This window comes from Blastochloris sulfoviridis (assembly GCF_008630065.1).
Lineage (GTDB): Bacteria > Pseudomonadota > Alphaproteobacteria > Rhizobiales > Xanthobacteraceae > Blastochloris > Blastochloris sulfoviridis.
Map to the genome: position 1 here is coordinate 125,518 of NZ_VWPL01000007.1, position 24,621 is coordinate 150,138.

Annotated in this window: 21 protein-coding genes; 4 read left to right on the forward strand and 17 right to left on the reverse strand. The window is 68.0% G+C overall.

The features are described 5' to 3' along the window. Positions 1-5: 5 nt before the first annotated feature. Together sdhA and F1193_RS05950 are read left to right on the forward strand one after the other, a co-directional pair. The gene (gene sdhA / locus F1193_RS05945) at positions 6-1,838 is read left to right on the forward strand and encodes a succinate dehydrogenase flavoprotein subunit (protein WP_150096761.1); all 1,833 of its coding nucleotides are present in this window, start codon (positions 6-8) and stop codon (positions 1,836-1,838) included. Between the two features lie 179 nt (positions 1,839-2,017). After that, positions 2,018-2,797: a succinate dehydrogenase iron-sulfur subunit gene (locus F1193_RS05950; protein WP_150096762.1), complete on the forward strand. Its 780-nt coding sequence runs from the start codon at positions 2,018-2,020 to the stop codon at positions 2,795-2,797. Positions 2,798-2,887: 90 nt separating this feature from the next. On the opposite strand, the gene crtI is transcribed toward F1193_RS05950, so the two are convergent. From crtI to zapE, 15 genes are all read right to left on the reverse strand, one after another. Next, positions 2,888-4,423, reverse strand: a complete 1,536-nt coding sequence (crtI, locus tag F1193_RS05955) for a phytoene desaturase family protein (RefSeq protein WP_150096763.1) — start codon at positions 4,421-4,423, stop codon at positions 2,888-2,890. Between the two features lie 410 nt (positions 4,424-4,833). After that, complete coding sequence (locus tag F1193_RS05960; protein WP_150096764.1) at positions 4,834-5,466, reverse strand: NAD(P)-dependent oxidoreductase; 633 nt, start codon at positions 5,464-5,466, stop codon at positions 4,834-4,836. Positions 5,467-5,684: 218 nt separating this feature from the next. Next, positions 5,685-6,152, reverse strand: a complete 468-nt coding sequence (locus tag F1193_RS05965) for a DUF2269 family protein (protein WP_150096765.1) — start codon at positions 6,150-6,152, stop codon at positions 5,685-5,687. A gap of 309 nt (positions 6,153-6,461) precedes the next feature. Next, positions 6,462-7,340, reverse strand: coding sequence for a tetratricopeptide repeat protein (locus F1193_RS05970; protein ID WP_150096766.1), 879 nt, complete (start codon positions 7,338-7,340; stop codon positions 6,462-6,464). A 309-nt stretch (positions 7,341-7,649) separates the two neighbouring features. Further along, complete coding sequence (gene rpsU, locus F1193_RS05975) at positions 7,650-7,931, reverse strand: 30S ribosomal protein S21 (protein WP_150096767.1); 282 nt, start codon at positions 7,929-7,931, stop codon at positions 7,650-7,652. 212 nt (positions 7,932-8,143) lie between these two features. Further along, positions 8,144-9,547: a dihydrolipoyl dehydrogenase gene (gene lpdA / locus F1193_RS05980; protein WP_150096768.1), complete on the reverse strand. Its 1,404-nt coding sequence runs from the start codon at positions 9,545-9,547 to the stop codon at positions 8,144-8,146. Between the two features lie 87 nt (positions 9,548-9,634). Further along, the gene (locus F1193_RS05985; protein WP_150096769.1) at positions 9,635-9,946 is read right to left on the reverse strand and encodes a DUF2442 domain-containing protein; all 312 of its coding nucleotides are present in this window, start codon (positions 9,944-9,946) and stop codon (positions 9,635-9,637) included. Then, positions 9,943-10,197 (reverse strand): DUF4160 domain-containing protein, encoded by a 255-nt coding sequence (locus tag F1193_RS05990; RefSeq protein WP_150096770.1) that lies wholly within the window; start codon positions 10,195-10,197, stop codon positions 9,943-9,945. Before F1193_RS05990 ends, F1193_RS05985 begins: the two co-directional genes overlap by 4 nt. Before the next feature lie 8 nt (positions 10,198-10,205). Then, on the reverse strand, positions 10,206-11,450 hold the full coding sequence (gene odhB / locus F1193_RS05995) for a 2-oxoglutarate dehydrogenase complex dihydrolipoyllysine-residue succinyltransferase (protein WP_150096771.1): 1,245 nt from the start codon (positions 11,448-11,450) through the stop codon (positions 10,206-10,208). Positions 11,451-11,510: 60 nt separating this feature from the next. After that, a complete protein-coding gene (locus F1193_RS06000) occupies positions 11,511-14,477 on the reverse strand; it encodes a 2-oxoglutarate dehydrogenase E1 component (RefSeq protein ID WP_150096772.1) in 2,967 nt (988 codons plus the stop codon). Between the two features lie 213 nt (positions 14,478-14,690). Then, entirely contained in the window at positions 14,691-15,575 is an 885-nt protein-coding gene (gene sucD / locus F1193_RS06005) for a succinate--CoA ligase subunit alpha (protein ID WP_150096773.1), read from the reverse strand. 364 nt (positions 15,576-15,939) lie between these two features. Further along, positions 15,940-17,139 (reverse strand): ADP-forming succinate--CoA ligase subunit beta, encoded by a 1,200-nt coding sequence (sucC, locus tag F1193_RS06010; RefSeq protein ID WP_150096774.1) that lies wholly within the window; start codon positions 17,137-17,139, stop codon positions 15,940-15,942. A 166-nt stretch (positions 17,140-17,305) separates the two neighbouring features. Next, positions 17,306-18,271, reverse strand: coding sequence for a malate dehydrogenase (gene mdh, locus F1193_RS06015; RefSeq protein WP_150096775.1), 966 nt, complete (start codon positions 18,269-18,271; stop codon positions 17,306-17,308). 491 nt (positions 18,272-18,762) lie between these two features. Continuing rightward, entirely contained in the window at positions 18,763-19,416 is a 654-nt protein-coding gene (locus tag F1193_RS06020; RefSeq protein ID WP_150096776.1) for a TetR/AcrR family transcriptional regulator, read from the reverse strand. A 3-nt stretch (positions 19,417-19,419) separates the two neighbouring features. Then, positions 19,420-20,592, reverse strand: a complete 1,173-nt coding sequence (gene zapE, locus F1193_RS06025; RefSeq protein WP_150096777.1) for a cell division protein ZapE — start codon at positions 20,590-20,592, stop codon at positions 19,420-19,422. Between the two features lie 562 nt (positions 20,593-21,154). Between zapE and F1193_RS06030 the strand changes: the two genes are divergently transcribed. Further along, positions 21,155-21,712, forward strand: a complete 558-nt coding sequence (locus F1193_RS06030; protein WP_170263411.1) for a GNAT family N-acetyltransferase — start codon at positions 21,155-21,157, stop codon at positions 21,710-21,712. A 668-nt stretch (positions 21,713-22,380) separates the two neighbouring features. Then, positions 22,381-22,752: an MAPEG family protein gene (locus F1193_RS06035; protein ID WP_150096779.1), complete on the forward strand. Its 372-nt coding sequence runs from the start codon at positions 22,381-22,383 to the stop codon at positions 22,750-22,752. A 55-nt stretch (positions 22,753-22,807) separates the two neighbouring features. Here the strand turns inward: F1193_RS06035 and F1193_RS06040 are convergent, their stop codons facing one another. Both F1193_RS06040 and F1193_RS06045 read right to left on the reverse strand, forming a co-directional pair. Continuing rightward, positions 22,808-23,005: a hypothetical protein gene (locus F1193_RS06040; protein ID WP_150096780.1), complete on the reverse strand. Its 198-nt coding sequence runs from the start codon at positions 23,003-23,005 to the stop codon at positions 22,808-22,810. 184 nt (positions 23,006-23,189) lie between these two features. Continuing rightward, complete coding sequence (locus F1193_RS06045; RefSeq protein WP_246164163.1) at positions 23,190-24,416, reverse strand: integrase core domain-containing protein; 1,227 nt, start codon at positions 24,414-24,416, stop codon at positions 23,190-23,192. Between the last annotated feature and the right edge of the window lie 205 nt (positions 24,417-24,621).

Sequence of the window (24,621 nt, forward strand, 5' to 3'; positions counted from 1 at the left end):
GCTTCATGGCCACGAACGGCTCCAATGGCGCCACCGCGCCTTCGATCAACGGCACGGCCTATCCGGTCGTCGAGCATTCCTACGACGTGGTGGTGGTCGGCGCCGGCGGCGCGGGCCTGCGCGCGGTGGTCGGCTGCTCGCAGGCCGGCCTGCGCACGGCCTGCGTCACCAAGGTGTTCCCAACCCGCTCGCACACCGTGGCGGCGCAAGGGGGCGTGGCCGCCTCGCTCGGCAATATGGGCGAGGACGACTGGCGCTGGCACATGTACGACACCGTCAAGGGCTCCGACTGGCTCGGCGACCAGGACGCCATCGAGTACATGGTGAGGAACGCGCCGGCCGCCGTCTACGAGCTGGAGCACTGGGGCGTGCCGTTCTCGCGCACCGAAGAGGGCAAGATCTACCAGCGCCCGTTCGGCGGCATGACCACGCATTTCGGCAAGGGCATCGCCCAGCGCACGTGCGCCGCCGCCGACCGCACCGGCCACGCCATGCTGCACACCATGTACGGCGCGGCGCTGAAGCACCGGGCCGAGTTCTTCGTCGAGTATTTCGCGCTCGATTTGATCATGGACGGCGGCGCCTGCCGCGGCGTGATCGCGCTCAAGCTCGACGACGGCACGCTGCACGCCTTCCGCGCCCACAAGACGGTGCTGGCCACCGGCGGCTATGGCCGCGCCTATTTCTCGGCCACCAGCGCCCACACCTGCACCGGCGACGGCAACGCCATGGTGCTGCGCGCCGGCCTGCCGCTGCAGGACATGGAGTTCGTGCAGTTCCACCCGACCGGCATCTACGGCTCGGGCTGCCTGATCACCGAGGGCTCGCGCGGCGAGGGCGGCTATCTCGTCAACGCATCCGGCGAGCGCTTCATGGAGCGCTACGCGCCCTCCGCCAAGGATCTCGCCTCGCGCGACGTGGTGTCGCGCTCGATGACCATCGAGATCCGCGAGGGCCGCGGCGTCGGCAAGAACAAGGACCACATCTACCTGCACCTCGATCATCTCGATCCGGCAGTGCTGGCCGAGCGCCTGCCCGGCATCTCGGAAAGCGCCAAGATCTTCGCCGGCGTCGACGTGACGCGCGAGCCGATCCCGGTGATCCCGACCGTCCACTACAACATGGGCGGCATCCCGACCAACTATCACGGCGAGGTGCTGACCAAGATCGACGGCAACCCCGACCACGTGGTGCCGGGCCTGTTCGCCATCGGCGAGGCCGCCTGCGTGTCGGTGCACGGCGCCAACCGGCTGGGCTCCAACTCGCTGATCGACCTCGTGGTGTTCGGCCGCGCCGCGGGGGCGCGCTGCGCCGAGACCACCGAGCGCGGCGCGCGCCATGCGGCGCTGCCCAAGGACGCCTATGAGCCGGCGCTGGCCCGGCTCGACCGGCTGCGCCACGCTTCCGGTTCGACGCCGACCGCGCAGCTGCGCCTCGAAATGCAGAAGGTGATGCAGTCGAACTGCGCGGTGTTCCGCACCGGCGAGGTGCTGGCCGAAGGCAAGACGCTGATCCATCAGGTCTGGCAGGCCGCCGACGACATCCGGGTCTCCGACCGCTCGCTGATCTGGAACTCCGACCTGATCGAGACGCTGGAGTTCGACAACCTCATCGCCCAGGCGACGGTGACGATGGAGGCGGCGGCAAACCGCACCGAATCGCGCGGCGCCCACGCCCGCGAGGATCATCCCGACCGCGACGACGCCAACTGGATGAAGCACACGCTGCTGTGGGCCGACCCGGTCAAACGGACGGTGACCATCGATTACCGGCCGGTGCACACCTACACGCTGTCCACCGACGTCGAGTACATTGAGCCGAAAAAGCGCGTCTACTGACGCGCTGGCAGGAGCGCCCGCCGATACGCTTGAACACGGCGGACGCTCCAAGGACTTGAGTTGTCGCATTCTCTTTCGCAAAGCCGGTACCCGCTTTTGCGGAGAATGCTCCAGGAGCCGAATGAGCGCGTCACCTGACGCGCGGCCACCGCCCGCAACGACTTCAAGACGAGGGACCGATGGTCCAGTTCACGCTGCCGAAGAACTCCAAGGTCACGAATGGCAAGGTGTGGCCGCACCCGCACGGCGCGGTCAACCTCACCGAGCTGCACGTCTATCGCTGGAACCCCGAGGACGGCCAGAACCCGCGCATCGACACCTATTTCGTCGATCGCGACGACTGCGGGCCGATGGTTCTCGACGCGCTGATCTGGATCAAGAACAAGATCGATCCGACGCTGACCTTCCGCCGCTCCTGCCGCGAGGGCATCTGCGGCAGTTGCGCGATGAACATCGACGGCACCAACACGCTCGCCTGCACCAAGGGCATGGACGAGGTGAAGGGCGTCATCAAGATCTACCCGCTGCCGCACATGCCGGTGGTCAAGGATCTGGTGCCCGATCTCACCGGCATCTACGCCCAGCACGCGGCGATCGAGCCGTGGCTGAAGACGGTGACGCCGCCGCCCGAGAAGGAGTGGATCCAGACGCACGAGGACCGCGCCAAGCTCGACGGCCTCTACGAGTGCATCCTGTGCTTCTGCTGCACCACCTCGTGCCCGAGCTATTGGTGGAACGCCGACCGCTATCTCGGCCCGGCCGTGCTGCTGCAGGCCTATCGCTGGCTGATCGACAGCCGCGACGAGTACACCGGCGAGCGCCTCGACCATGTCGAGGATCCGTTCCGGCTCTACCGCTGCCACACCATCCTGAACTGCTCGAAGGCGTGCCCCAAGGGCCTCAACCCGGCCAAGGCCATCGCCGAGATCAAGCGGCTGCTGGTCGAGCGCCAGACCTGATACCAGCCCCAGCGAACGCCGGCCGCTGGTTTCGGCCGCGCCGGCCGCGGGCGGCGAAACGCCCGAAGGCATGCTTTGCCCGCAGCGGTCTCATTGCCGGGCAAGCAGCCTCGCATCCGGCACCACCTTGTCGAGAATCTTGGCCGAGGCGAGCACCGCCGGAAGCCCGGCACCCGGATGCGTGCCCGCGCCGACGAGATAGAGGCCGTCAATATCGTCGCTGCAGGACTGCGGCCGGAAATACACGCTTTGCGTCAGCACCGGCTCCAGCCCGAACCCGGCGCCGTGCGGCGACAGCAGGGTGTCGCGGAAATGCAGCGGCGTCACGGTGCGTGACGTCACCACCGACGTCTTCAGCCCCGGCAGCAGCGTCTGGTCGAGCCGCTCCTCAATGGCGCGTCGGTAGGGCTCGGCGACCTTCGTCCAATCGGCGTCGCCCTGCAGATTGGGCACCGGCGACAGGACGTAGAAGCTGTCGCACCCCGGCGGCGCCATCGACGGATCGGTGGCGGTGGGCCGATGGAGATAGAGGCTGAAATCGGTCGCCAGCACCTTCCTGACGAAGATGTCCTCGATCAGCTCCCGGTAGCGCGGCCCCATCAGGATGGTGTGGTGCTGCACCTCGGGCCACTGGCGGCTCGTTCCGAAGTACCACAGGAACAGGCTCATCGAGTAGCGCGCGCGGTCGAGCTTCCTGTCGCTCCAGCGCCGGCGCGCGTGGGACGGCAGCAGGCGCCCGTAGGTGAAGGCGGAATCGGCGTTCGACACGACGATGTCGGCGTCGATGGCCTCGCCCGAGGCCAGCCTGACGCCGGTGGCGCGGCGGCCCTTGAGCGTGATCTCCTGGACGTCCTCGCCGAAGCGCAGCACCCCGCCCTGGTCGCGGATCAGGTCGGCGATGCCATCGGCGAGCCTGCTGGTGCCGCCCATGGCGAAATGGACGCCCCACTTCTTCTCCAGGTGGGTGATGAGGCTGTAGAACGCGCTGGCCGCGAACGGGTTGCCGCCGATGAACAGCTGATGAAACGACAGCACCTGGCGCAGGCGCTCGTCCTTCACGAAGCGCGACACCAGACCGTAGACCGTGTGGTAGGCTTCGAGCCGGACGAGCCCGCCCAAGACGACGGACATGTCCCAGATCGTGCGAAACGGCGTGTCGTGGACGCGCAGATAGACCTCGCGAAGACTGGCCTCGCCACGCGCCATGTAGCGGTCCCAGCCGGCAAGGTCGGCGGGCGAGAGCCGGGCGACTTCGGCGCGCACCTTGTCGGTGTCCTGGCTGGCCTCGAAGGTCGAGCCATCGGCAAAGATGACGCGATAGAATGGGTCCATCGCCACCAGCGGCACGTGGTCGGACATCCGCTTGCCGCACAGCTCCCACAGCTCCTCGAACATGTGAGGGGCGGTGACGAGGGTGGGGCCGGCGTCGAAGGTGTAGCCATCCTGCTGGAAGCCGCGGCCCCGCCCCCCCGGTCCGCTGAGCCGGTCGACCACCGTGACGCGATAGCCGCGGGCGCCGAGCCGCACGGCGGCGCCAAGGCCGCCGAACCCGGCGCCGATGATCACCGCATGGGGGCGGTCATCGGCCTCAACGGTGAAGTGCTGAGGATTGGGGGCGATGGTCAGAGGGTCTCTCCTTGCGGTGATCAGATGCGGCGGCGGGGCCGGTCAGGGTGGCGTCGGTATCGCGGCAGGGCAGGCAGGCTTCCAAGAAAATACGTAATCCGCAACCCGCGAAAGGCAATCGGCCCAGTCCGTTTTCTTTAGTCGTTCCGATGACCAAGGCGTCGTCGAAACTATGTCAGTCATAATGCGCGCAGCAGATCGCTTGAACTGGCAAGGGCCAGCGTCTTCGTCGTGCGGTCGCTTCGCAATTTGAGCAACCGTCACCGATTCAGTTTGCCCACCCGAGCGGCCACCTTGCGGAGGTCGCCCAACGTCAATTCAAGACCTGCACGCCGCGCAATTCTAGGTGTTTCCGGGGACTATTTCGGCGGTTGTTTGTGCTTCTCGTTAGATTGCCGGTAATTTTGCGGTCACGCCAGCACCGGTGCCTGGCGCAGCAAGCTGCGGTCCTCGATCTGCTTCACCAGGAAGTCGGCGACGTCCGCGCGCGAGATCACGCCGTAGCGCCACGTCGCGGGATCGACCAGCACGCGGTAGCGGCCGGTGCGCGGGCCATTGGTGAGCGCCCCCGGCCGGACGATGGTCCAGTCGAGCGGACTGGCGCGGATCAGGCGTTCCTGGACGTCCTTGTCGTCATAGGCGCGGCCGAGCAGCACCTGGAACGGCACGCGCTGGAGGAGGCTCATGCTGCTGCGGCTTTCGCCGGCGCCGTAGCCCGTGACCGCGATGAGCCGCCTGACGCCCACCGCCGCCATCGCGGCCACCAGGATCCGCGTCGCGTCCGAGAACAGGCGCACCGGGCGGAACAGTTGTCCGGCCCCGACGCCGAGCACCTGGATGATGGCGTCGACGCCCTTCGCCGCCGCCGCGACGTCCGCGCTCGCGAGCGCGTCGCCGTTCACCTTTTCGAGCGCGGGATGCGACAGGTCTATGCGCCCGGCCGAGCGGGCGAAGGCGCGCACCTTGTGCCCGGCATCGAGCGCCTGGCGCACCGCCTCAAGCCCGATTCCCCGGCTGGCTCCGATGATCAGCACCCGCGCCATGGTTTCGCTCCGTCGTGGAGCCGCGCAGCCAAGTGGCCGTCTCGTCGAAGCACCGGCATCCGCGGCGGAAATCCGTTTCGACTTACGCTCGAACGGCGCGGTCGGATCTCAGCGGCGTCTCGCCGGCCGCGCTTGGATTGCGCGGGGCGATCGTCAATTCAGCGATGTCTGGCGAGACCTGCATTGCCAGGGATGGCCGGCCGCCGGGATGCGCCGGCTCATCCCGGCTTGGCGACCATCACCCAAACGGCCGCGACGAGGGGCACGCAGGCGATGATGCCCCAGGTCAGCCAGAGGCGGCTGTCGCGCCAATAGGAGTCCGGGATGGAGCCGCCGGCGGCGAAGCGGCGGGCGGCCCGGCCAAGCCGGATCTGAGCCGGGATCAGGATGACGATCCATATCGCGCCCGAGACCGCGAACAGGATCTGTCCCCACAGCAGCCAGCCCGGCGCGAACGGGTCGAGGCCGCCCACCCACGCCGCGCCGAAACCGCCGATATAGATCAGCACGATGCCGGTGGCCGTGAAGACGAAATCGGTGATCGTGACCAGGCGCTGGCCGAAGGCGATCACCACCGGATCGCGGGTTCGGTCGGCAAATGCCTTCCAGAATGCGGTGATGGTGACATTGCCGAGCAGGATCACCACACCGAGAATGTGCAGAGCTTTCAGAGCGTCATAGAGCATGCGTCGAACGACCCTTCCGACCGGCCACGCAAACTAGAGCGCCCGCCGATCTGATTGGATCAAGCTGACGCTCCAAGTTCTTGAGTTGGTGCATTCTCTTTCGCAAAACCGGTTCCCACTTTTGCGGAGAATGCTTTAGCCGATCATCAGCCCAGGTCCATCAGCTCGACGGACGCCCTGGAGGCTCTCCGGCGGCGGGCGGTGATGCGATAGCCAATGACGCGGCGGCCGGTGACCCGACGGCGCGAGCCACCCGCTCCCCCGGCGCGGGAAAGAGCGCGGCTCCCGGCCCGGAACGCCGGCTTCGGATCAGTTGAAGAGCTGGTACTGCCGGCCGAACGAGCCGCCGACGCGCTGGAAGCCGTCGCGCGCCGCCGAATTGTTCTGGTTCAGGTTCAGCGCCTTGGCGTAGGAGCCGGCGGCCTTCTCCTTGTCGCCGATCCGCTCATAGGCCTGGCCGCGGGCCACCCAGGCGTCGATGCTGCCGGCGTCGGCGGTCACCGCCTCGTCGAAATCGTCGGCCGCCATCTTGGGGTCGTTCAGCGCCATGTAGGACATGCCGCGCGCCACGAACGGCTCGGACACGTTCGGCGCCAGCCCGATGGCGGTGGTGAAGTCGTCGATGGCGAACTTGTGCTGGCCCTGGGCCTGATAGACGAGCCCGCGATTGTGGTAGGCCTGGGCGTTGTCCGGCTTCAGCTCGATCGCCTTGTTGAAATCGTCCAGCGCCTGGTTGGCCTGCCCCTGCAGCCGATAGACCGTGCCGCGCCCGACGAAGGCCGCCGAATAGGACGGGTCGATGCGGATGGCGGCGTTGTAGTCGGCGAGTGCCTGATCGGGCCGGCGCATCTTCTGGTACACCAGCGCCCGGTTGGCGTAGGCCTGGGCGTAGTTGGGATCGATCTGGATGGCGCGGTTGAAGTCGGCCTGCGCCTCCTGGTACTGGCCGGCCCGGCCGTACACCGATCCGCGCATGTTGAAGGCCTGCGGATCGTTGGGATTGCGCTGCACCACCTCCGTCAGCGACTGGAGGTTGGTCGAGGCGGCGTATCTGAGGTCTTCGTCATCGCTGCCGGCGCCGACGCCGACGCCGACCGTCTGGCAGCCGGCGACCAATAGCCCGGCCGCCGCCGCCACGGCCAGACGCCGGACGGCGCTGCGCAGGCGAATATCCATCGCTGTGTTCATCACGGGGTGTTCGATCGACAATGCGGCGTTCTCGGGGCGCCGGCCCGCCTGTCAGGCAAAATATGCTTGCGGCGCGACATGTCCGCGCCGGCGGAGCCGATCGTCACGCCAAGGCATCCGCCGATCCGGCTGAACCGGGCGGATGCTCCCTTCGGGTTTCCGGTCGACCCCTTCGGGAGACCGGAAACGGTCCTTGAGCTGGCGCATTCCCGTCCGCGAAACCGGTATTCCCGCGTCTGCGGAGACTGCGCTGGCGGCCGGCCCGGCCGCGACTCGTTCGCTCAGGGCCGCGGTGCGCGGCTTGTCCGCTCAGGGCCGCGGGCCGCGGCTCATGCCACCGGCGCCGGGGCCGCCCATGCCCGGACGCAGCACCTTCGGCTTGCTCGGGAGCAGGCCTTCGCGCTGGGCGCGCTTGCGGGCCAGCTTGCGGGCGCGGCGCACGGCCTCCGCCTTCTCCCGCGCCTTCTTCTCGGAAGGCTTCTCATAGTGGCCGCGAAGCTTCATCTCGCGGAAAATGCCCTCGCGCTGCATCTTCTTCTTCAGCGCCTTGAGAGCCTGATCGACATTATTGTCGCGAACGATGACCTGCACGCGTGTGCCTTTCGGGTCCTGGTCAAAACGGGATCAAGCGGGAACGGCGGGCCCGCTGCGCGAGAGGCATCACGCAGGGATGGCGCCGAGGCCGCGCCCTTAGCAAAACTGGCGTCGTTTGTCCATGGCGTCCACGGCCGGCAATGCCGGAATCGTGCAGCTACGCGGTTTTCCGCCTTGCCGGGGTGCATCCTGCCGCGCCGACAAGCGCGTCAGATGTGCAGCGCGCGCTTGTCGACCGCCAGCGCCGCCTCCTTGACCGCCTCGGGCAGCGTCGGGTGGGCGTGGCAGGTGCGGGCGATGTCCTCGGCGCTCGCGCCGAACTCCATGGCGATGGCGGCTTCCGCGATCATGTTGCCGGCGTCCGAGCCGATGATGTGGACGCCGAGCACGCGGTCGGTGGCGGCATCGGCCAGGATCTTCACGAAGCCCTCGGTCTGCTGGTTGGCCTTGGCGCGGCCATTGGCGGTGAAGGGGAACTTGCCGACCTTGTAGGCGATGCCGTCCCGCTTCAGGCCGTCCTCGGTGCGGCCGACGGAGGCGACCTCGGGAGCGGTGTAGAGCACGCCGGGGATCACCGCATAATTGACGTGGCCGGCGCGGCCGGCGATCAGCTCGGCCACCGCCACGCCCTCGTCCTCGGCCTTGTGGGCCAGCATCGGCCCGTCGATGACGTCGCCGATGGCGTAGATGCCGGGCACGCTGGTGGCGTAATGCCCATCGACCACGACGCGGCCCTTGGCGTCCTGCGCCACGCCCACCGCCTCAAGCCCCAGCCCGGCGGTGAACGGCACCCGGCCGATCGCCACCAGCACCACGTCGGCCTCCAGCCCCTCGGGTGCGCCGCCGGCCGCCGGCTCGATGGTCACCGCGAGCCGCTTGCCCGAGGTCTCCACCGCCGTGACCTTCGAGCCCAGCTTGAAGGTGACGCCCTGGCGCTCCAGGATGCGCTGGAACTGGCGGCAGACCTCCGAATCCATGCCCGGCAGGATGCGGTCGAGGAACTCGACCACCGTCACCTCGGCGCCGAGCCGCCGCCACACCGAGCCGAGCTCGAGCCCGATCACGCCGGCGCCGACCACCACCAGCCGGCCCGGCACGTGGCCGAGCGCCAGCGCGCCGGTGGAGGAGACGATGCGCTTCTCATCGATGGCGATGCCGGGGAGCTGCGCCACGTCCGAGCCGGTGGCGATGACGATCGAGGCGGCCTCGATCACCTGCGCCGAACCGTCCTCGGCGGCGACCTGGACGCGGCCGGGGCCGAGGATGGTGCCGAGGCCGTGGAAGGACTCGATCTTGTTCTTCTTGAGCAGGAAGTCGATGCCCTTGACGTTGCCGTCGATCGCCTCCTGCTTGAAGGCCATCATGGTCTTGAGGTCGAGCGCCGGCTTGCCGACCTTGATGCCCATCTTGTCGAAGGCGTGCCCGGCCTCCTCGAACAGCTCGGAGGCGTGCAGCAGCGCCTTGGACGGGATGCAGCCGACGTTCAGGCAGGTGCCGCCGAAGGTCTTGCGCTTCTCGACCACCGCCACCTTCAGGCCGAGCTGGGCGGCACGAATGGCGCAGACATAGCCGCCGGGGCCGGTGCCGATGACGATCAGATCGTAGGTTGCCATGCTTCGCTCGTTGATGCCGTTCGCTCGCTGATGCCGACAGTCCGGCGGGCGCGTCACGGAAAGGGAGGGATCGTGGGGTGAGCGGCGCTACTCCGCAGCCGGGAGCTTGGCGCGGTGCTGCGCGGCCAGTCGTTCGACGAACTGGGTCTCAAGCCGGATCCGCGTCGCGTCCGGGCAGAAATCGAGCTCGTGTCCCTCGCGATCGAGAAACCAGCCGAAGGTGTGTCCGTCCGGCGCCACCGCGACCTCGCCGAACACCTTGGGATCCTTCAGCGGCGCGAAAACCGGACCACGTTCGATGTGATCGCCGAGGTCGTACTCGCCGGAAAAACCGTCGTCGAACGTCACCCGCAACACGGGATAGCGGACGACTTCGACGCTGCGGACCGAATAGTTCATTCGATCATTCCTCCTGCATAGCGCCCAGCCCGAACTTCCGTCCAAACGAACGCCACTTCCTCGCGGTGGCGGGCCAGCCAATCCTGCACCCGCTTTCGCTTGGCCGGAGGCAACGATCCATTGAGAACGTCGCCCGTGGCAATCGAAATCTGCGCCTCGAAGCCGCCGATCCTGGCGTGAAGGTGCGGCGGCAAATGATCCTTCAAGTGGATCATGAGGACCACACCATCAACGATCGCGATCGTCGGCATGGACGTCCCTAAACGTCCAGCACCAGCCGGGTCGGATCCTCCAGCGCTTCCTTCACCCGCACCAGGAAGGTCACCGCGTCCTTGCCGTCGATGATGCGGTGGTCGTAGGACAGCGCCAGATACATCATCGGCCGCGCCACGATCTGGCCGCCCCGCACCACCGGCCGCTCCTCGATGCGGTGCATGCCGAGGATCGCCGACTGCGGCGCGTTCAGGATCGGCGTCGACATCAGCGAGCCATAGACGCCGCCATTGGTGATGGTGAAGGTGCCGCCCTGCATCTCCTCGATGGTGAGCTGGCCGTCGCGGGCGCGCTTGCCGTAGGAGGTGATCACCTTCTCGATCTCGGCGATGGTCAGCCGGTCGGCGTCGCGCACCACCGGCACGACGAGGCCCTTGTCGGTGCCGACGGCGACGCCGACGTGGTAGTAGTTCTTGTAGACGATGTCCTCGCCGTCGATCTCGGCATTGACCGCCGGCATCTCGCGCAGCGCCTGCACGCACGCCTTCACGAAGAAGCCCATGAAGCCGAGCTTGGCGCCGTGCTTCTTCTCGAACTGCGTCTTGTATTCGTTGCGCAGGTTCATCACCGCGCTCATGTCGACGTCGTTGAACGTCGTCAGCATCGCCGCGGTGTTCTGCGCCTCCTTCAGCCGCCGGGCGATGGTCTGGCGCAGCTTCGACATGCGCACGCGTTCTTCCCGCGCGCTGTCGTCGGGGGCGGAGGGGGCGCGCACCTTGATCGGGGCCGCGGGCGCAGGCGCCCGAGCCGGCGCGGGAACCGGCGCCTGGACGGGCGCGGCGGCCGGCGCGGCGGCGGCCGCCAGCATGTCGCCCTTGGTGACGCGGCCATCCCGGCCGGTGCCGGTGACGGTTGCCGGATCGATGCCGCTTTCGGCGGCGATGCGGCGCACCGCCGGACCGTGCTCGACGGCGGGCGCGGTCGCGGGCTTGGCCGCCACGGCGGGGGCTGCGGCAGCGGGCGCGGCCTTGGCCGCCGGCTTGGCGCCGCCGGCGCCTTCCTGCAGCAGGCCCAGCACCGCGCCGACGCCGACCGCGTCGCCCGGATTGGCCAGCACCTGCGCCAGCACGCCGGCGGCCGGGGCCGGCACCTCGACGGTGACCTTGTCGGTCTCGAGCTCGACCAGCGGCTCGTCGGCGGCGACAGCATCGCCGGGCTTCTTGAACCAGCGGCCGATGGTGGCCTCGGTGACCGACTCGCCGAGCGTGGGAACGCGGATTTCCATCGTCATCGTCTCTTCTTCGCCCGCCGGGGGCGCCTCCCAATATGTGCCGCGGCTTTGCCGCCGGTCTCAGGCCGCCAGCGCCTCGTCGAGGAATGCCTGGAGCTGCGCGAGATGCTTGGACATCAGGCCGGTGGCGGTGGCCGCCGCCGCCGGGCGGCCGACATAGCGCGGCCGCCTGGTCTTCGCCCCGATCTGGCCGAGGATCCATTCGATGTAGGGCTCGACGAAGAACCACGCGCCCATGTTGCGCGGCTCCTCCTGGCACCACACCATCTCGGCGTGCTTGAAGCGCTGCAGCTCGTGCAGCAGCGCCTTGGCCGGGAACGGATAGAGCTGCTCCAGCCGCAGGAAGTAGACGTCGTCGACGCCGCGCCGCTCGCGCTCCTCGAACAGGTCGTAATAGACCTTGCCCGAGCACATCACGACGCGGCGGATCTTGTCGTCGGACACCAGCTTGACGCGGTCGGTCGGCATGCTCTGGGCGGAGTCGAGCAGGACGCGGTGGAACGACGTGCCCGACGCCATGTCGTCGAGATGCGACACCACGCGCTTGTGGCGCAGCAGCGATTTCGGCGTCATCAGGATCAGCGGCTTCCTGAAGTCGCGCTTCAACTGGCGGCGCAGGATGTGGAAGTAGTTGGCCGGCGTCGAGCAGTTGGCGACCTGCATGTTGTCCTCGGCGCAGAGCTGCAGATAGCGCTCCAGCCGCGCCGAGGAATGCTCGGGCCCCTGCCCCTCATAGCCGTGCGGAAGCAGGCAGACGAGGCCGGACATGCGCAGCCACTTGCGCTCGCCCGCCGACAGGAACTGGTCGAACACCACCTGCGCGCCATTGGCGAAGTCGCCGAACTGCGCTTCCCAGGCGACCAGCGTGTTGGGCTCGGCCAGCGAGTAGCCGTACTCGAAGCCGAGCACCGCTTCCTCCGAGAGCATCGAGTTGATGACCTCGTAGCGGGCCTGGCCGTCGCGGATGTGGTTGAGGGGGGTGTAGCGCTCCTCGGTCTCCTGGTCGGTCAGCACCGAATGGCGTTGGGAGAAGGTGCCGCGCTCCGAATCCTGGCCCGACAGGCGCACATTGTAGCCCTGGACGCACAGCGAGCCGAACGCCAGCGCCTCGGCGGTGCCCCAGTCGATGCCCTCGCCGGTCTCGACCATCTTGCGGCGGCCCTCCAGCACGCGCTGGATGGTGCGGTGGACGTGGAAGCCGGCCGGCACCTCGGAAATGCGATGGCCGACCTCCTTGAGCGTCTCCATCGGCACGCCGGTGTCGCCGCGGCGCGGGTCCTCGGCATCCTTGGCCGCCTTGATGCCGGCCCAGCGGCCGTCGAGCCAGTCGGCCTTGTTGGGGCGGAACGCCTGGCCGGCCTCGTACTCGGCGTCGAGCCGGGCGCGCCAGTCGGCCTTCATCTTCTCGATCTCGCCGTCGGTGACGACGCCTTCCTCGACCAGCTTCTTGCCGTACATCTGCAGCACCGTGGGGTGCGAGCGGATGCGCTTGTACATCAAGGGCTGGGTGAAGGCCGGCTCGTCGCCCTCGTTGTGGCCGAAGCGCCGGTAGCAGAACATGTCGATGACCACCGGCTTCTGGAAGCGCTGGCGGAACTCGGTCGCCACCTTGGCGGCGTAGACCGCCGCTTCCGGATCGTCGCCATTGCAGTGGAACACCGGCGCCTCGACCATCTTCGCCACGTCGGACGGATAGGGCGAGGAGCGCGAGTAGCGCGGGTCGGTGGTGAAGCCGATCTGGTTGTTGACGATGAAGTGGATCGAGCCGCCGGTGCGGTGGCCGCGCAGGCCCGACAGGCCCAGGCACTCGGCGACCACGCCCTGGCCGGCGAACGCGGCGTCGCCGTGGATCAGCAGCGGCAGCACGGCGCGGCGGTCGTCCGGCGTGCAATGGAGCTGGTCCTGCTTGGCGCGCACCTTGCCCAGCACCACCGGATCGACGATCTCCAGGTGCGAGGGGTTCGGCGTCAGCGACAGGTGCACCTTGTTGCCGTCGAACTCGCGATCCGAGGAGGCGCCGAGGTGGTACTTGACGTCGCCCGAGCCCTCGACGTCGTCGGGGTGGAACGAGCCGCCCTTGAACTCGTGGAACAGCGCGCGGTGCGGCTTGCCCATCACCTGCGCCAGCACGTTGAGGCGGCCGCGGTGGGCCATGCCGAGCACGATCTCGCGCACGCCGAGATGGCCGCCGCGCTTGATGATCTGCTCCAGCGCCGGAATGGTGGCCTCGCCGCCGTCCAGGCCGAAGCGCTTGGTGCCGGTGTATTTGACGTCGAGGAACTTCTCGAAGCCCTCGGCCTCCACCAGCTTGTTGAGGATGGCGCGCTTGCCCTCGCGGGTGAAGTGGATCTCCTTGTCCGGACCCTCGATGCGCTCCTGGATCCACGCCTTCTCCATCGGGTCGGAGATGTGCATGAACTCGACGCCGAGCGTACGGCAGTAGGTGCGGCGGAGAATGACCAGCATCTCGCGCACGGTCGCGAATTCGAGGCCGAGCACGTGGTCGATGAAGATCTTGCGGTCGTAGTCGGCTTCGGTGAAGCCGTAGGAGACGGGGTCGAGCTCGCCATGGTCGTGGCGGGTGGCGATGCCCAGCGGATCGAGGTCGGCGTGCAGGTGGCCGCGCATGCGGAAGGCGCGGATCATCATGATCGCGCGCACCGAGTCGCGCGAGGCGCGCTGGATCTGCTCCTCGGAGATGACGGCGCCGCGGCTGGCTTCGGCGGACTTGGCGCGGATGCGCTCGCCGACCGTCTTCTCCAGCGCCGTCCAGTTGCCGTCGAGCGCGGACACCAGCTCGCCATTGGCGGGAACCGGCCAGTCGGCGCGCTTCCACGAGGCGCCGCGGGCGCTGCGCGCCGCTTCGCCGCGGTTCTCCTCCAGATCGGCGAAGAAGTCGCGCCACTGCGCCTCCACCGCCGCCGGATCGGTCTGGAAGCGGGCGTACAGATCCTCGATATAGGCGGCGCTGCCGCCGGAGAGGAACGCGGTCTGGGCGAGCAGCTTGTTCAGATCCTGGCGTGCCATGCGACACCTCCGGAGCGCCACGGCGCTCCCGGTTTGCGGTCATACGGTTTGCCGACGATCCCTGCGGGATCCCGGAAACGGCCCCGTGGCGGGCCGCGTTCGCTGCCGCGGCCTCGTTGTCGGTGCGGCCCGTCCGGGGCCGCGCCGTCTTGGGGCCGCGCCGTCTTGGGGCAAGGCGCCAGCGGATGCCGCCGGCGCCTTGCCGCGTTCGTGTCAGCCCTTCAGCACTTCGACCAGGGTCTTGCCGAGACGGGCCGGCGAGGGCGACACCGTGATGCCGGCGGCCTGCATCGCCGCGATCTTGCTGCCGGCATCGCCCTTGCCGCCGGAGATGATGGCGCCGGCGTGGCCCATGCGGCGGCCGGGCGGGGCGGTGACGCCGGCGATGAAGCCGACCATCGGCTTCCTGCGGCCCTTCTTCGCCTCGTCGATCAGGAACTGCGCCGCCTCTTCCTCGGCCGAGCCGCCGATCTCGCCGATCATGATGATCGACTCGGTCTTGGGGTCGGCGAGGAACAGCTCCAGCATGTCGATGAACTCGGTGCCCTTGACCGGGTCGCCGCCGATGCCGACCGCGGTCGACTGGCCGAGACCGACCTGCGAGGTCTGAAACACCGCCTCGTAGGTCAGCGTGCCGGAGCGCGACAGCACGCCCACCGAGCCCTGCTTGAAGATGTTGCCGGGCATGATGCCGATCTTGCACTCGCCGGCCGTCAGCACGCCCGGGCAGTTCGGGCCGATCAGGCGCGACTTCGAGCCTTCGAGCGCGCGGCGCACCCGCACCATGTCGAGCACCGGAATGCCCTCGGTGATGCACACGATCAGCGGGATCTCGGCGTCGATCGCCTCGCAGATGGCGTCGGCCGCGCCCGGCGGCGGCACATAGACCACCGAGGCATCGGCGCCGGTGACCTCGCGCGCCTCGGCCACGGTGTCGAACACCGGCAGGCCGAGATGGGTCGAGCCGCCCTTTCCGGGCGAGGTGCCGCCGACCATCTTGGTGCCGTAGGCGATGGCCTGCTCGGAGTGGAAGGTGCCATTCTTGCCGGTGAAGCCCTGGCAGATGACCTTGGTGTTGCTGTCGATCAGGATGGACATCCCTAACCCCTAAGCGTTGCTCGATTTGCAGACCATTTGGACAGGCGCAAAACTGACAGAAAAACAACCGGCATTACGATCAACCCCAAAGTGCCGGCAGATAGGAAAGCGACGACGGCAAACCATTCTCCGCCGTCGATACAAGTGCGCGTCGCAGCCCCACATTTCTCCTCAGACTGGTAGAGGACAAATACGATGAGGCTTAGAATCGCAATCATCTGCACATAGCCGCAATAGACACCTACGCGGTGATGAAACACGCCCTCTATTGCCCACTGAATGACAACGAGAGCTCCAGCGATCAACAGACCGACAAGAGCTGCGGCAGCGATAAGGAGAATAAGCCCAGCTGCCCCCGCCACTGCTAGGCGACCTTCTTCACCGCGTTGACGATCTTCTGGGCGGCGTCGTCGAGGTCGTCGGCCGAGATCACGTCGAGACCGGAATTGTTGATGATGGCCTTGCCCTTCTCCACATTGGTGCCTTCGAGGCGCACCACCAGCGGCACGTTGAGGCCGACCTCCTTGACCGCGGCGATGACGCCCTCGGCCAGCACGTCGCACTTCATGATGCCGCCGAAGATGTTGATCAGGATGCCCTTCACGTTGGGATCGGCGGTGATGATCTTGAACGCCGCGGTGACCTTTTCCTTGGACGCGCCGCCGCCGACGTCGAGGAAGTTGGCCGGCTCCTCGCCATAGAGCTTGATGATGTCCATGGTGGCCATGGCAAGCCCGGCGCCGTTGACCATGCAGCCGATGGTGCCGTCGAGCGCGACGTAGGAGAGGTCGTACTTCGATGCCTCGATCTCCTTCTCGTCCTCCTCGGTGAGGTCGCGCAGCGCCACCACGTCGGGGTGGCGGTAGAGCGAGTTGCCCTCGAAGGCGATCTTGGCGTCGAGGCAGCGCAGCTTGGCGTCCTTGGTGACGATGAGCGGATTGATCTCCAGCATCGTCATGTCCTTGGCGACGAAGGCGTCGTAGAGCTGCGCCGCCAGCTCGCCGGCCTGCTTGGCGAGGTCGCCCTTCAGCCCCAGCGCGCGCGCCAGCGTTCGGCCGTGGTGCGGCATGAGGCCGGTGGCCGGGTCGATCGAGAAGCTGACGATCTTTTCCGGCGTGTCGTGGGCCACGGCCTCGATGTCCATGCCGCCCTCGGTGGAGACCACGAAGGCGATGCGCGAGGTCGAGCGGTCGACCAGCATCGACAGATAGAGCTCCTTCTCGATGTCGGAGCCCTCCTCGATATAGAGGCGGTGGACCACCTTGCCAGCCGGGCCGGTCTGCACGGTCACCAGCGTGTTGCCGAGCATCTGCGCGGCATAGGCCTCGACCTCCTCGACCGAGCGGGCGAGGCGCACGCCGCCCTTGTCGCCGGCCGCCGGCTCCTTGAACTTGCCCTTGCCGCGGCCACCGGCGTGGATCTGCGACTTCACCACCCACAGCGGGCCGCCGAGCTCCTTGGCCGCGGCGGCGGCCTCCTCGGGCTTGAAGATGGCGACGCCGCGCGACACCGGCACCCCGAATGTCTTCAGCACGGCCTTGGCTTGGTATTCATGAATATTCATGTGGTCCCTGCCCCTCCTCCCGCGGCCGTCACGGCCACGGCGAGGCGTTCATCCCTGACTTGACGATCGGTCCGCTGGTTCAAGGCCAGCGCCGGTGCGGGCTGCACCGGCGCGCCTTGCCGGCGGCGTTTCTCACCGGCCAATATCTCTCACTGGCCGAGTTCTCTCACTGGCCAAGATCGGGGGCGATCTTGATGCACGCCTCGATCAGGCCCTGGACGGACGCGACCGACTTGTCGAACATCACGCGCTCGTCGCGATCGAGATGGATCTCGACCACGCGCTCGACGCCCTTGGCGCCGATCACCACCGGCACGCCGACATAGATGTCCTTCAGCCCGTACTGGCCGTTGAGATAGGCGGCGCAGGGCATGACCCGCTTCTTGTCCTTGAGATAGGCGTCGGCCATAGCGATGGCGGAGGCCGCCGGCGCATAGAAGGCCGAGCCGGTCTTGAGCAGGTTGACGATCTCGGCGCCGCCGTCGCGGGTGCGCTGGATGATCTTGTCGAGCCGCTCCTGGCTGGTCCAGCCCATCTTGATGAGGTCGGGCAGCGGAATGCCGGCGACGGTGGAGTAGCGCGGCAGCGGCACCATAGTGTCGCCATGGCCGCCGAGCACGAAGGCGGTGACGTCCTCGACCGAGACGTCGAACTCCTCGGCCAGGAAGTGGCGGAAGCGGGCGGAATCCAGCACGCCGGCCATGCCGACCACCATGGTCTTGGGCAGGCCCGAGGCCTTCTGCAGCGCCCACACCATGGCGTCGAGCGGATTGGTGATGCAGATGACGAAGGCGTTCGGCGCGTACTTGCGGATGCCGGCGCCGACCTGCTCCATGACCTTGAGGTTGATGCCGAGCAGGTCGTCGCGGCTCATGCCGGGCTTCCTCGGCACGCCGGCGGTGACGATCACCACGTCGGCGCCTTCGATCGCCTCATAGCCCTGGGTGCCGGTGAGCTTGGCGTCGAAGCCGTCGACCGGCGCGGACTCGGCGATGTCGAGCGCCTTGCCCTGGGGGATCCCCTCCATGATGTCGAACAGGACGATGTCGCCGAGTTCCTTGAGGCCGGCGAGATGGGCGAGGGTGCCGCCGATCTGGCCAGCGCCGATCAGGGCAATCTTGTTGCGCGCCATGAGCTGCTGGTTCCTGGTGGACGAATGTTCCTGGTGGACGAAGGTCCGTGCCCAAAACGAGGCGGCCGGACCCGCCGGCCCAGTTCGTATCTATCGAAGTCGGATTTCGTCGATCGGACCATGGGCCGGTCCACGGAATCCGACATGGGGTTGTCTGCCCGCCGGTCCTTCGCGCCTGCCGGTCAACGGCAGAGGTCGAAAATTCCGCGCGGCCGCTTTTCAATATCGCCCCGCCCGGTCCGCATCAAGCCACGCTGGATCAAGGGAAAATGCCGCTCGGGCGGCAGATGGACGCAGGCCGCCGCCCGCCGCAGGGCCCCGAAAAGCGCCGCGACATCAGATATTTGAGATTTTAGCCCAGGGCGCCGGTCAGGCCGCGGGCCGGGCCGAAGCGGCGAAATTACAGATTTCATTATTTGTCATTTGTAACTGCCGCGGCATGCAACCTTCGGCTAGGGCCGTTCCCGCCACGTGCAGCCGGCCGCCCCCGCTCACAGCAGCCCGCCATAGAGCGCCCGCAGCACCAGGCGGACGGCGGCTGCGACCCGCGCGCCGATCTCGTCGCGCGGCACGTCGCAGTCCGCCGCCACCGCCACCGGGTCGATGAACCGGTGCAGCACGTCGAGGATCACCGCCGTCGCCTTGTCGCGGCTGCGCACCCGGAACAGCTGGGCGCCGACGCCATCCTCAATGATGCGCTCGATCAGCGTGCGCACGCGCTGGCGGTGGCGGCGCGACACGATGCGCCCGCCGGCGAAGGCGGCCAGATGCAGCGCGTTGAGGTTGGGCTCGGCCTCGGCGCGCTCGCGCAAGCCCCTGGCATAGGCCAGGATCAGCCGTTCCAGCTTGTCGTCGGCCGGGTCGGGGGCGTCGGCCACCGTCTGCAGCAGCGCCTCCAGCTCCTTCAGCCAGTCGGCGGTGATGGCGTCGACCAGCGCCTCCTTGGACGGGAAGTAGCGGTAGACATTGGCGTGGGTCATGCCGGCTTCGCGGGCGATCGCCACCACCGTGGTGCGCTCGATGCCGAAGCGGCGGACATGGTCGGTGGCGATGCCGAGCAGCGCCTCGCCGCGCCGCCCCGCCTGACGCGCCGCCGTCTGCCGTGGAGCGGTCTGGCGCGGAGCGGTGGCGCGCGCGTCCGCCATGGCTCAGGTCTCGACCAGACCGGTGGCGTCGCCGCTGGCCTCCGAGTCGGGCCGCCCGTGCGGCAGAGCGAGGTAGTCGGCCGAGCGCATCTCGGTCAGGCGCGAGGCGGTGCGGGCGAAGGCGAAGCTCTCATAGCCCGCGCTGCCGGTCCACAGCGCCGAAGGCTCGGCGGCGGCCGAGGCCAGGAGCTTGACCCGGCTGTCGTAGAGCGTGTCGACGAGCGTGATGAAGCGGCGCGCCTCGTTGCGGCTGGTCTCGTCCATCTGCGGCACGCCCGCGACGATGAGGGTGTGGAAGTTCTCGGCGATGGCGAGAAAATCGGCCGGGCCCAGCGGCTGCTCGCACAGGTCGGGAAACCCGAACCAAGCGGCGCCGCGCGCGGCGCGCGGCACGTCGAGGCTGCGGCCGAGCAGCCGGATGCGCGCCGGCCCGCCGCCGTCGCAGCCGGCGATGCGCCGCCAGGCGCTGTCCAGCGCGAAGCGGGCGCCGTCGTCGGCCGGCACGTGCCAGACCGGAATGCCGTCCAGCTTCTCCATCCGGAAATCGGTGCGCGCGTCGAGGCGCGCGACCTCGACCTGCTCGGCCAAGAGGCCGAGAAAGGGCACGAACAGCGCCCGGTTCAGGCCGTTCTCGTAGAGCCGTTCGGGGGGGACGTTGGAGGTCGCCACCACCACGACGCCAAGCGCGAACAGCCGGCCGAACAGCCGGCCGAGGATCATGGCGTCGGCGATGTCGGTGACGTGGAACTCGTCGAAGCACAGAAGCGTCGCCTCAAGGGCCAGCGCCTCGGCCACCGGCGCCACCGGGTCGTCGCCCTTGACCTCGCCGTGCCTCTTCTTCTGCCGCCAGTCGTGGATGCGGGCGTGGACGTCCTGCATGAAGGCGTGGAAGTGCACCCGGCGCTTCCTGGCCAGCGGCGCGGCCTGGAAGAACAGGTCCATCAGCATGGTCTTGCCGCGGCCGACCTCGCCCCAGATGTAGAGCCCGCGCGGCACGGCCACCGACTTGCGGCCGAACAGCCAGCCCAGCGCCGAGGATTTCTGGGCCAGATGATAGACCGCCAGCTCCCGCGCCAAGGCGTCGAGCCGGCAGGCGACCTCCTCCTGCGCGGCGTCGTGTTCGATCTCGCCGTGGTCGGCGAGAGCCCGGTAGCGTTCAAGACAGGAGGCGAGCATCGGCGGTGTCGGGTCGGTGTCGGGTCGGTGTCCCAGCCCAGCAGTTAGGCGGTGCGCGTGCGCCGCACAAGGGCAGGGGCGCCGGCCGGGCCGGGACGATGCCGCGGCAATTGGCGCGGCGGCGCGGCGGTCAGTTCGGCGGCGCGCGCGGCGCGCCCTGCCGCGCGTCTCCGGATCGTGCCACCCGATGCGGATCAAGACTTCGGGCTGCCGTGCCGCATCTTGACTGGCATATGTTTTCGCTACGAAACCGCAACCTACTTTGCTGATATTTCCCGCTTTGAGTCCCACGGCCCGCGGGTTAACGGCGAAACCATGGCTTGCACCCGGACGAATAGTCGGGAATTTATGATTTTGCTCCTATATTTAGCTCTCATCGGCTTATTTTCTTCATTGACGGTCGCATTACTGCAATGCAACGATTTGCCTTGCCTCCTATTGTGCAATGCAGCATAAGCGTATGTCGGATCTGCACGGACATATCGAACGATCGGTACCCCCCGGCAGCTCGATCGATCCGAGCGTGTGGAGCGCCATGGCTATGATGCACGAGCCTTTGAGTGTGGGAGGCGTCATCCGGAAACTCTGGTCCGGCGAAGCCTCCCTCTATCGCGACCATCTGTCGAGGCTGGCCCCCGACGACCGCCGGCTGCGGTTCGGCATGGACGCCGCCGACGACGCCATTGCCGCGCACGCCGCCAAGGCGTTCGGCGGCGGCGCGGTGATCCACGGCTTCTTCATAGATGGCGTGCTGCGCGGCGCCGCCGAGCTGCACATTCTCGGCTCCAAGCCGCCGGTCGAGGCCGAGATCGCCTTCAGCGTCGAGGCCGAGTACCGCAATTCCGGCGTCGGCTCGGCGCTGTTCGGCCGCACCTTGCTGGTGGCGCGCAATCGCGGCGTCGCCACGGTGACCATGAGCTGCCTGCCCTCGAACCGGCCGATGCAGTCGCTGGCCAAGAAGTTCGAGGCCAAGATCAAGTACAATCTCGCCGACGTCATCGGCGAGCTGAAGACCCCAGGCCCGACGCCGATCTCGCTGTGGCGGGAAATGGTGACCGACGGCACCGACCTCGCCGCCAGCCTGATGGACGTCCAGGTCCGCGCCCTGCGGGTGGATTGATGCCCCTCCGCGCGGAGCTTGACTTCGGGGTGACCCGTCGCCAGCGACCGGGCCGACAGCCTCCGATCCACGCAGCCTGACATGATACCAACGGCCGCGAACGCGGACCGTTGGTTCCGGTCGCGGATTTTCGCGAAATATCTGATTTCGGATGAGAAAATTCGCGAGAGTCAACGGCCCCACGCGTCAGCGTTTGGGGCCGTTGGTATGAGATGCGGGCGCGCTCTCACCGTGGTCCTCGCCGGGCTTGGCCCGGCGATCTCGATGGGAACGCGGCGGTGTCGGACAAGAGGACGGCAGGCGGGATGACCAGGGTGTCGGGATCGCCGGGACAAGCCCGGCGATGATGGGGGCGGTGCGTAAATACCGCAATGACCCGCAGACTCACGGCCACGCCTGCCGGCACGAGATCGGCCACCTCGCGCCTTTCGGCGTTCACTCCCAGCACATGCTTCGCCGGAGCGGGACAGCGCCCTGACGCAGGCCGGGCGGCGGCCCGGCACGCCATCGCCGATCGCACCCCGCCGATCCGATCTGTCCTGCCGGCCGTATCTCCCGCAGTGCGATCGGCGGCATCGCGGTGCGATGCGTCATACGGGTTCCGGCTGATCAGGCCTTCCTTTCGAGCCGTATTCCGATCCAAGCTGGGGCAAGCGGGGGAAATCAAGATGGAATTGGCGTTCTGGTGCGTCCTGGTCATGGGCGTGTTGCCGGTGGTGACCGTGGGAATCGCAAAGGCGCGCGGCGTGGACAACCACGCGCCGCGCGACTGGGCGCAGACCATCGACGGCTACCGCAAGCGCGCCTATGCCGCCCACCTCAATCATTACGAAGCGTTCCCGCTGTTCGCGGCCGCCGTGCTGGTGGCGGCGACGCAGGGCGCGCCGATGGCGACGGTCAATGCGCTTGCTGGCGCGGTGGTGACCGCCCGCCTCCTCTATACGGCGTGCTACATCGCCGATCTGGCGACGCTGCGCTCGCTGGTGTGGCTGGCGGGCTGGGGCCTGACCATCGCCATCTTCGTGCTGCCGGCGGTGTGACCCCCACGCCTCTGCCGGCTTGACCGCGCGGCGCGCGCCCGTCCGCGGGAGCCGTTCAGCCGGCTTGGCGCTCCGGCTTGTCCCCGCCGGACAGCGCCGTGGTCAGGCCAAGCTCGTTCAGCTTGGCCATGATGGACTCGACCGGCCGCTTCAGACGCATGCTGATCATGTGGACCGGAACACGCTCGTTCGCGAGTTCCCGCAAGGCGTGGACCGCCTCGGCATTCCAGCCGATCCGATCGGTTTCGTCCATGAGAGCCTCCCGTGCGTGAGGTTTCCGTGCGTGCGGTGTCTCCCACCCGGCCGGAGCCGGCCGGATGCTTTGGAACAACCGTGGGCGCGCGCAGAGGTTCCTCCGGACACGGAATCGCCCCGTTTCGCCGGCGACGGCGGGCGCGAATGAAAGCGCCTCCCGCCGGGCGCCGAGTCGTTTCTGTTCAACCGGGAAGATGGTCGACACTTTGGACCGGGATGATGGTCGACAGGTCTGGGTTGGGGTTTGCGGTTTGTTCCGCCGGTTCGCGGAGCCCCGTCCGGGGCGGAGCGAAGCGGCGGAACAAACCGCGGCGATCGATCAGGCCGATGTCGTGCGCGCAGAAGCGCACGACATGGTCGCCCGTCTCGAGTTCCTCGAGGCCGAGCAGCTCGCCCGCGAAGGCTTCGCCGATGAAGACGTGCTCGCCCTTCCATTTGATGTCGCCGGCCGGCCGCACCCGGCGCACCTGATGATCGGCGTCGTACCAGGGGTCCTCGACGGTCTCCGGCATCGCCCGCGAGGATGCGACGTAGACATCGGCCGGGGGATGCTGCGCCAGCGCCTCGTGCGGCCGCTCCTCGTTGTAGTGCCGGCGGAACGCATCGAAGCGCGCCTGCTGCTCGGTCGCCGTCGCCGCCGCGGGATGCGTCGTCTGCTCCTTCAGGGTCCGGTGCATGCGCTCGTGCCGGCCGTTCTCCTGCGGCGAAGCCGGCCGAATGAAATGCGGCGCGATGCCGAGCTTGAGCCACCACACCGACAGCCGCGTCAGTCCGCCCACACCGGTCGAGCCGAATGGCGGCCCGTTGTCGCAGCGGATCGCCTTCGGCAGGCCGTGCTCGCGGAACGCCTGCGCGAACACCGGGCGAACCCCCGCCGCGGTCGGCGGCACAACCCGCACCTCGATCAGGAACCGCGTGACCCCGTCGGTCAGCGTCAAAGGATCGATCCGGCGCCCGTTCCGCGTCCGGAACCAGCCCTTGAAATCCGCGCTCCACTCGTCGTTCGGCGCCACCGCCGCCACGAACGAGCGAGCCTGGTCGATCGGACGCCGCCGCCGCTTCACCGGCGCGACCAGCCCGGCCGCCTTCACGATGTCGCCGATCGTCGAGGCCGCCGGCCACCTCACCTCGGGCGCCTCCCGCTGCAACCGCGCCAGAAGCTTGCGCGGCCCGAAATGCGGAAACCGCCGCCGAAGCCGCACGATCTCCTCCGCCAGCGCCGCCGGGGTGCGGTGCGGACACCGCAGCGGCGCGTGCGACCGCTCCACGAACCAGTCCGCAGCCCCACTCGCCCGCCGCGCACGCCACGCATGGAACGTATCCCGGCTCACCTCGTAGCGCCGGCAGAGCTCCGATACGCTCCACGCCCCTGTGTCGTAATCCGACAGCATCCGGATCCGCTGCTCCATCCGACAGGTCTCCAAAAATGGCATCGAAGGTCCTCCCTCCAATGCACTGTGACCTGTCGACCATCTGCCCGGTCTGAACTGTCAGGACTCTACCCGGTCCGTACCGCGAGGCCCCCCACCCCCGACCCCAGGGTTATCGCATATAAGCAAAGAGTTCGAAGAAGAACTCTTTGCTCCAAAGCGCGAGGTTCATTTTTCTCGATAC

Bases quoted from the DNA above. Each gene is read 5' to 3' on its own strand.
- sdhA (WP_150096761.1), top strand. From the start codon at position 6: ATGGCCACGAACGGCTCCAATGGCGCCACCGCGCCTTCGATCAACGGC.
- F1193_RS05950 (WP_150096762.1), top strand. From the start codon at position 2,018: ATGGTCCAGTTCACGCTGCCGAAGAACTCCAAGGTCACGAATGGCAAG.
- F1193_RS05960 (WP_150096764.1), bottom strand. From the start codon at position 5,466: ATGGCGCGGGTGCTGATCATCGGAGCCAGCCGGGGAATCGGGCTTGAG.
- F1193_RS05965 (WP_150096765.1), bottom strand. From the start codon at position 6,152: ATGCTCTATGACGCTCTGAAAGCTCTGCACATTCTCGGTGTGGTGATC.
- F1193_RS05970 (WP_150096766.1), bottom strand. From the start codon at position 7,340: ATGAACACAGCGATGGATATTCGCCTGCGCAGCGCCGTCCGGCGTCTG.
- lpdA (WP_150096768.1), bottom strand. From the start codon at position 9,547: ATGGCAACCTACGATCTGATCGTCATCGGCACCGGCCCCGGCGGCTAT.
- F1193_RS05985 (WP_150096769.1), bottom strand. From the start codon at position 9,946: ATGAACTATTCGGTCCGCAGCGTCGAAGTCGTCCGCTATCCCGTGTTG.
- F1193_RS05990 (WP_150096770.1), bottom strand. From the start codon at position 10,197: ATGCCGACGATCGCGATCGTTGATGGTGTGGTCCTCATGATCCACTTG.
- odhB (WP_150096771.1), bottom strand. From the start codon at position 11,450: ATGACGATGGAAATCCGCGTTCCCACGCTCGGCGAGTCGGTCACCGAG.
- F1193_RS06000 (WP_150096772.1), bottom strand. From the start codon at position 14,477: ATGGCACGCCAGGATCTGAACAAGCTGCTCGCCCAGACCGCGTTCCTC.
- sucD (WP_150096773.1), bottom strand. From the start codon at position 15,575: ATGTCCATCCTGATCGACAGCAACACCAAGGTCATCTGCCAGGGCTTC.
- sucC (WP_150096774.1), bottom strand. From the start codon at position 17,139: ATGAATATTCATGAATACCAAGCCAAGGCCGTGCTGAAGACATTCGGG.
- mdh (WP_150096775.1), bottom strand. From the start codon at position 18,271: ATGGCGCGCAACAAGATTGCCCTGATCGGCGCTGGCCAGATCGGCGGC.
- F1193_RS06020 (WP_150096776.1), bottom strand. From the start codon at position 19,416: ATGGCGGACGCGCGCGCCACCGCTCCGCGCCAGACCGCTCCACGGCAG.
- zapE (WP_150096777.1), bottom strand. From the start codon at position 20,592: ATGCTCGCCTCCTGTCTTGAACGCTACCGGGCTCTCGCCGACCACGGC.
- F1193_RS06035 (WP_150096779.1), top strand. From the start codon at position 22,381: ATGGAATTGGCGTTCTGGTGCGTCCTGGTCATGGGCGTGTTGCCGGTG.
- F1193_RS06040 (WP_150096780.1), bottom strand. From the start codon at position 23,005: ATGGACGAAACCGATCGGATCGGCTGGAATGCCGAGGCGGTCCACGCC.
- F1193_RS06045 (WP_246164163.1), bottom strand. From the start codon at position 24,416: ATGGAGCAGCGGATCCGGATGCTGTCGGATTACGACACAGGGGCGTGG.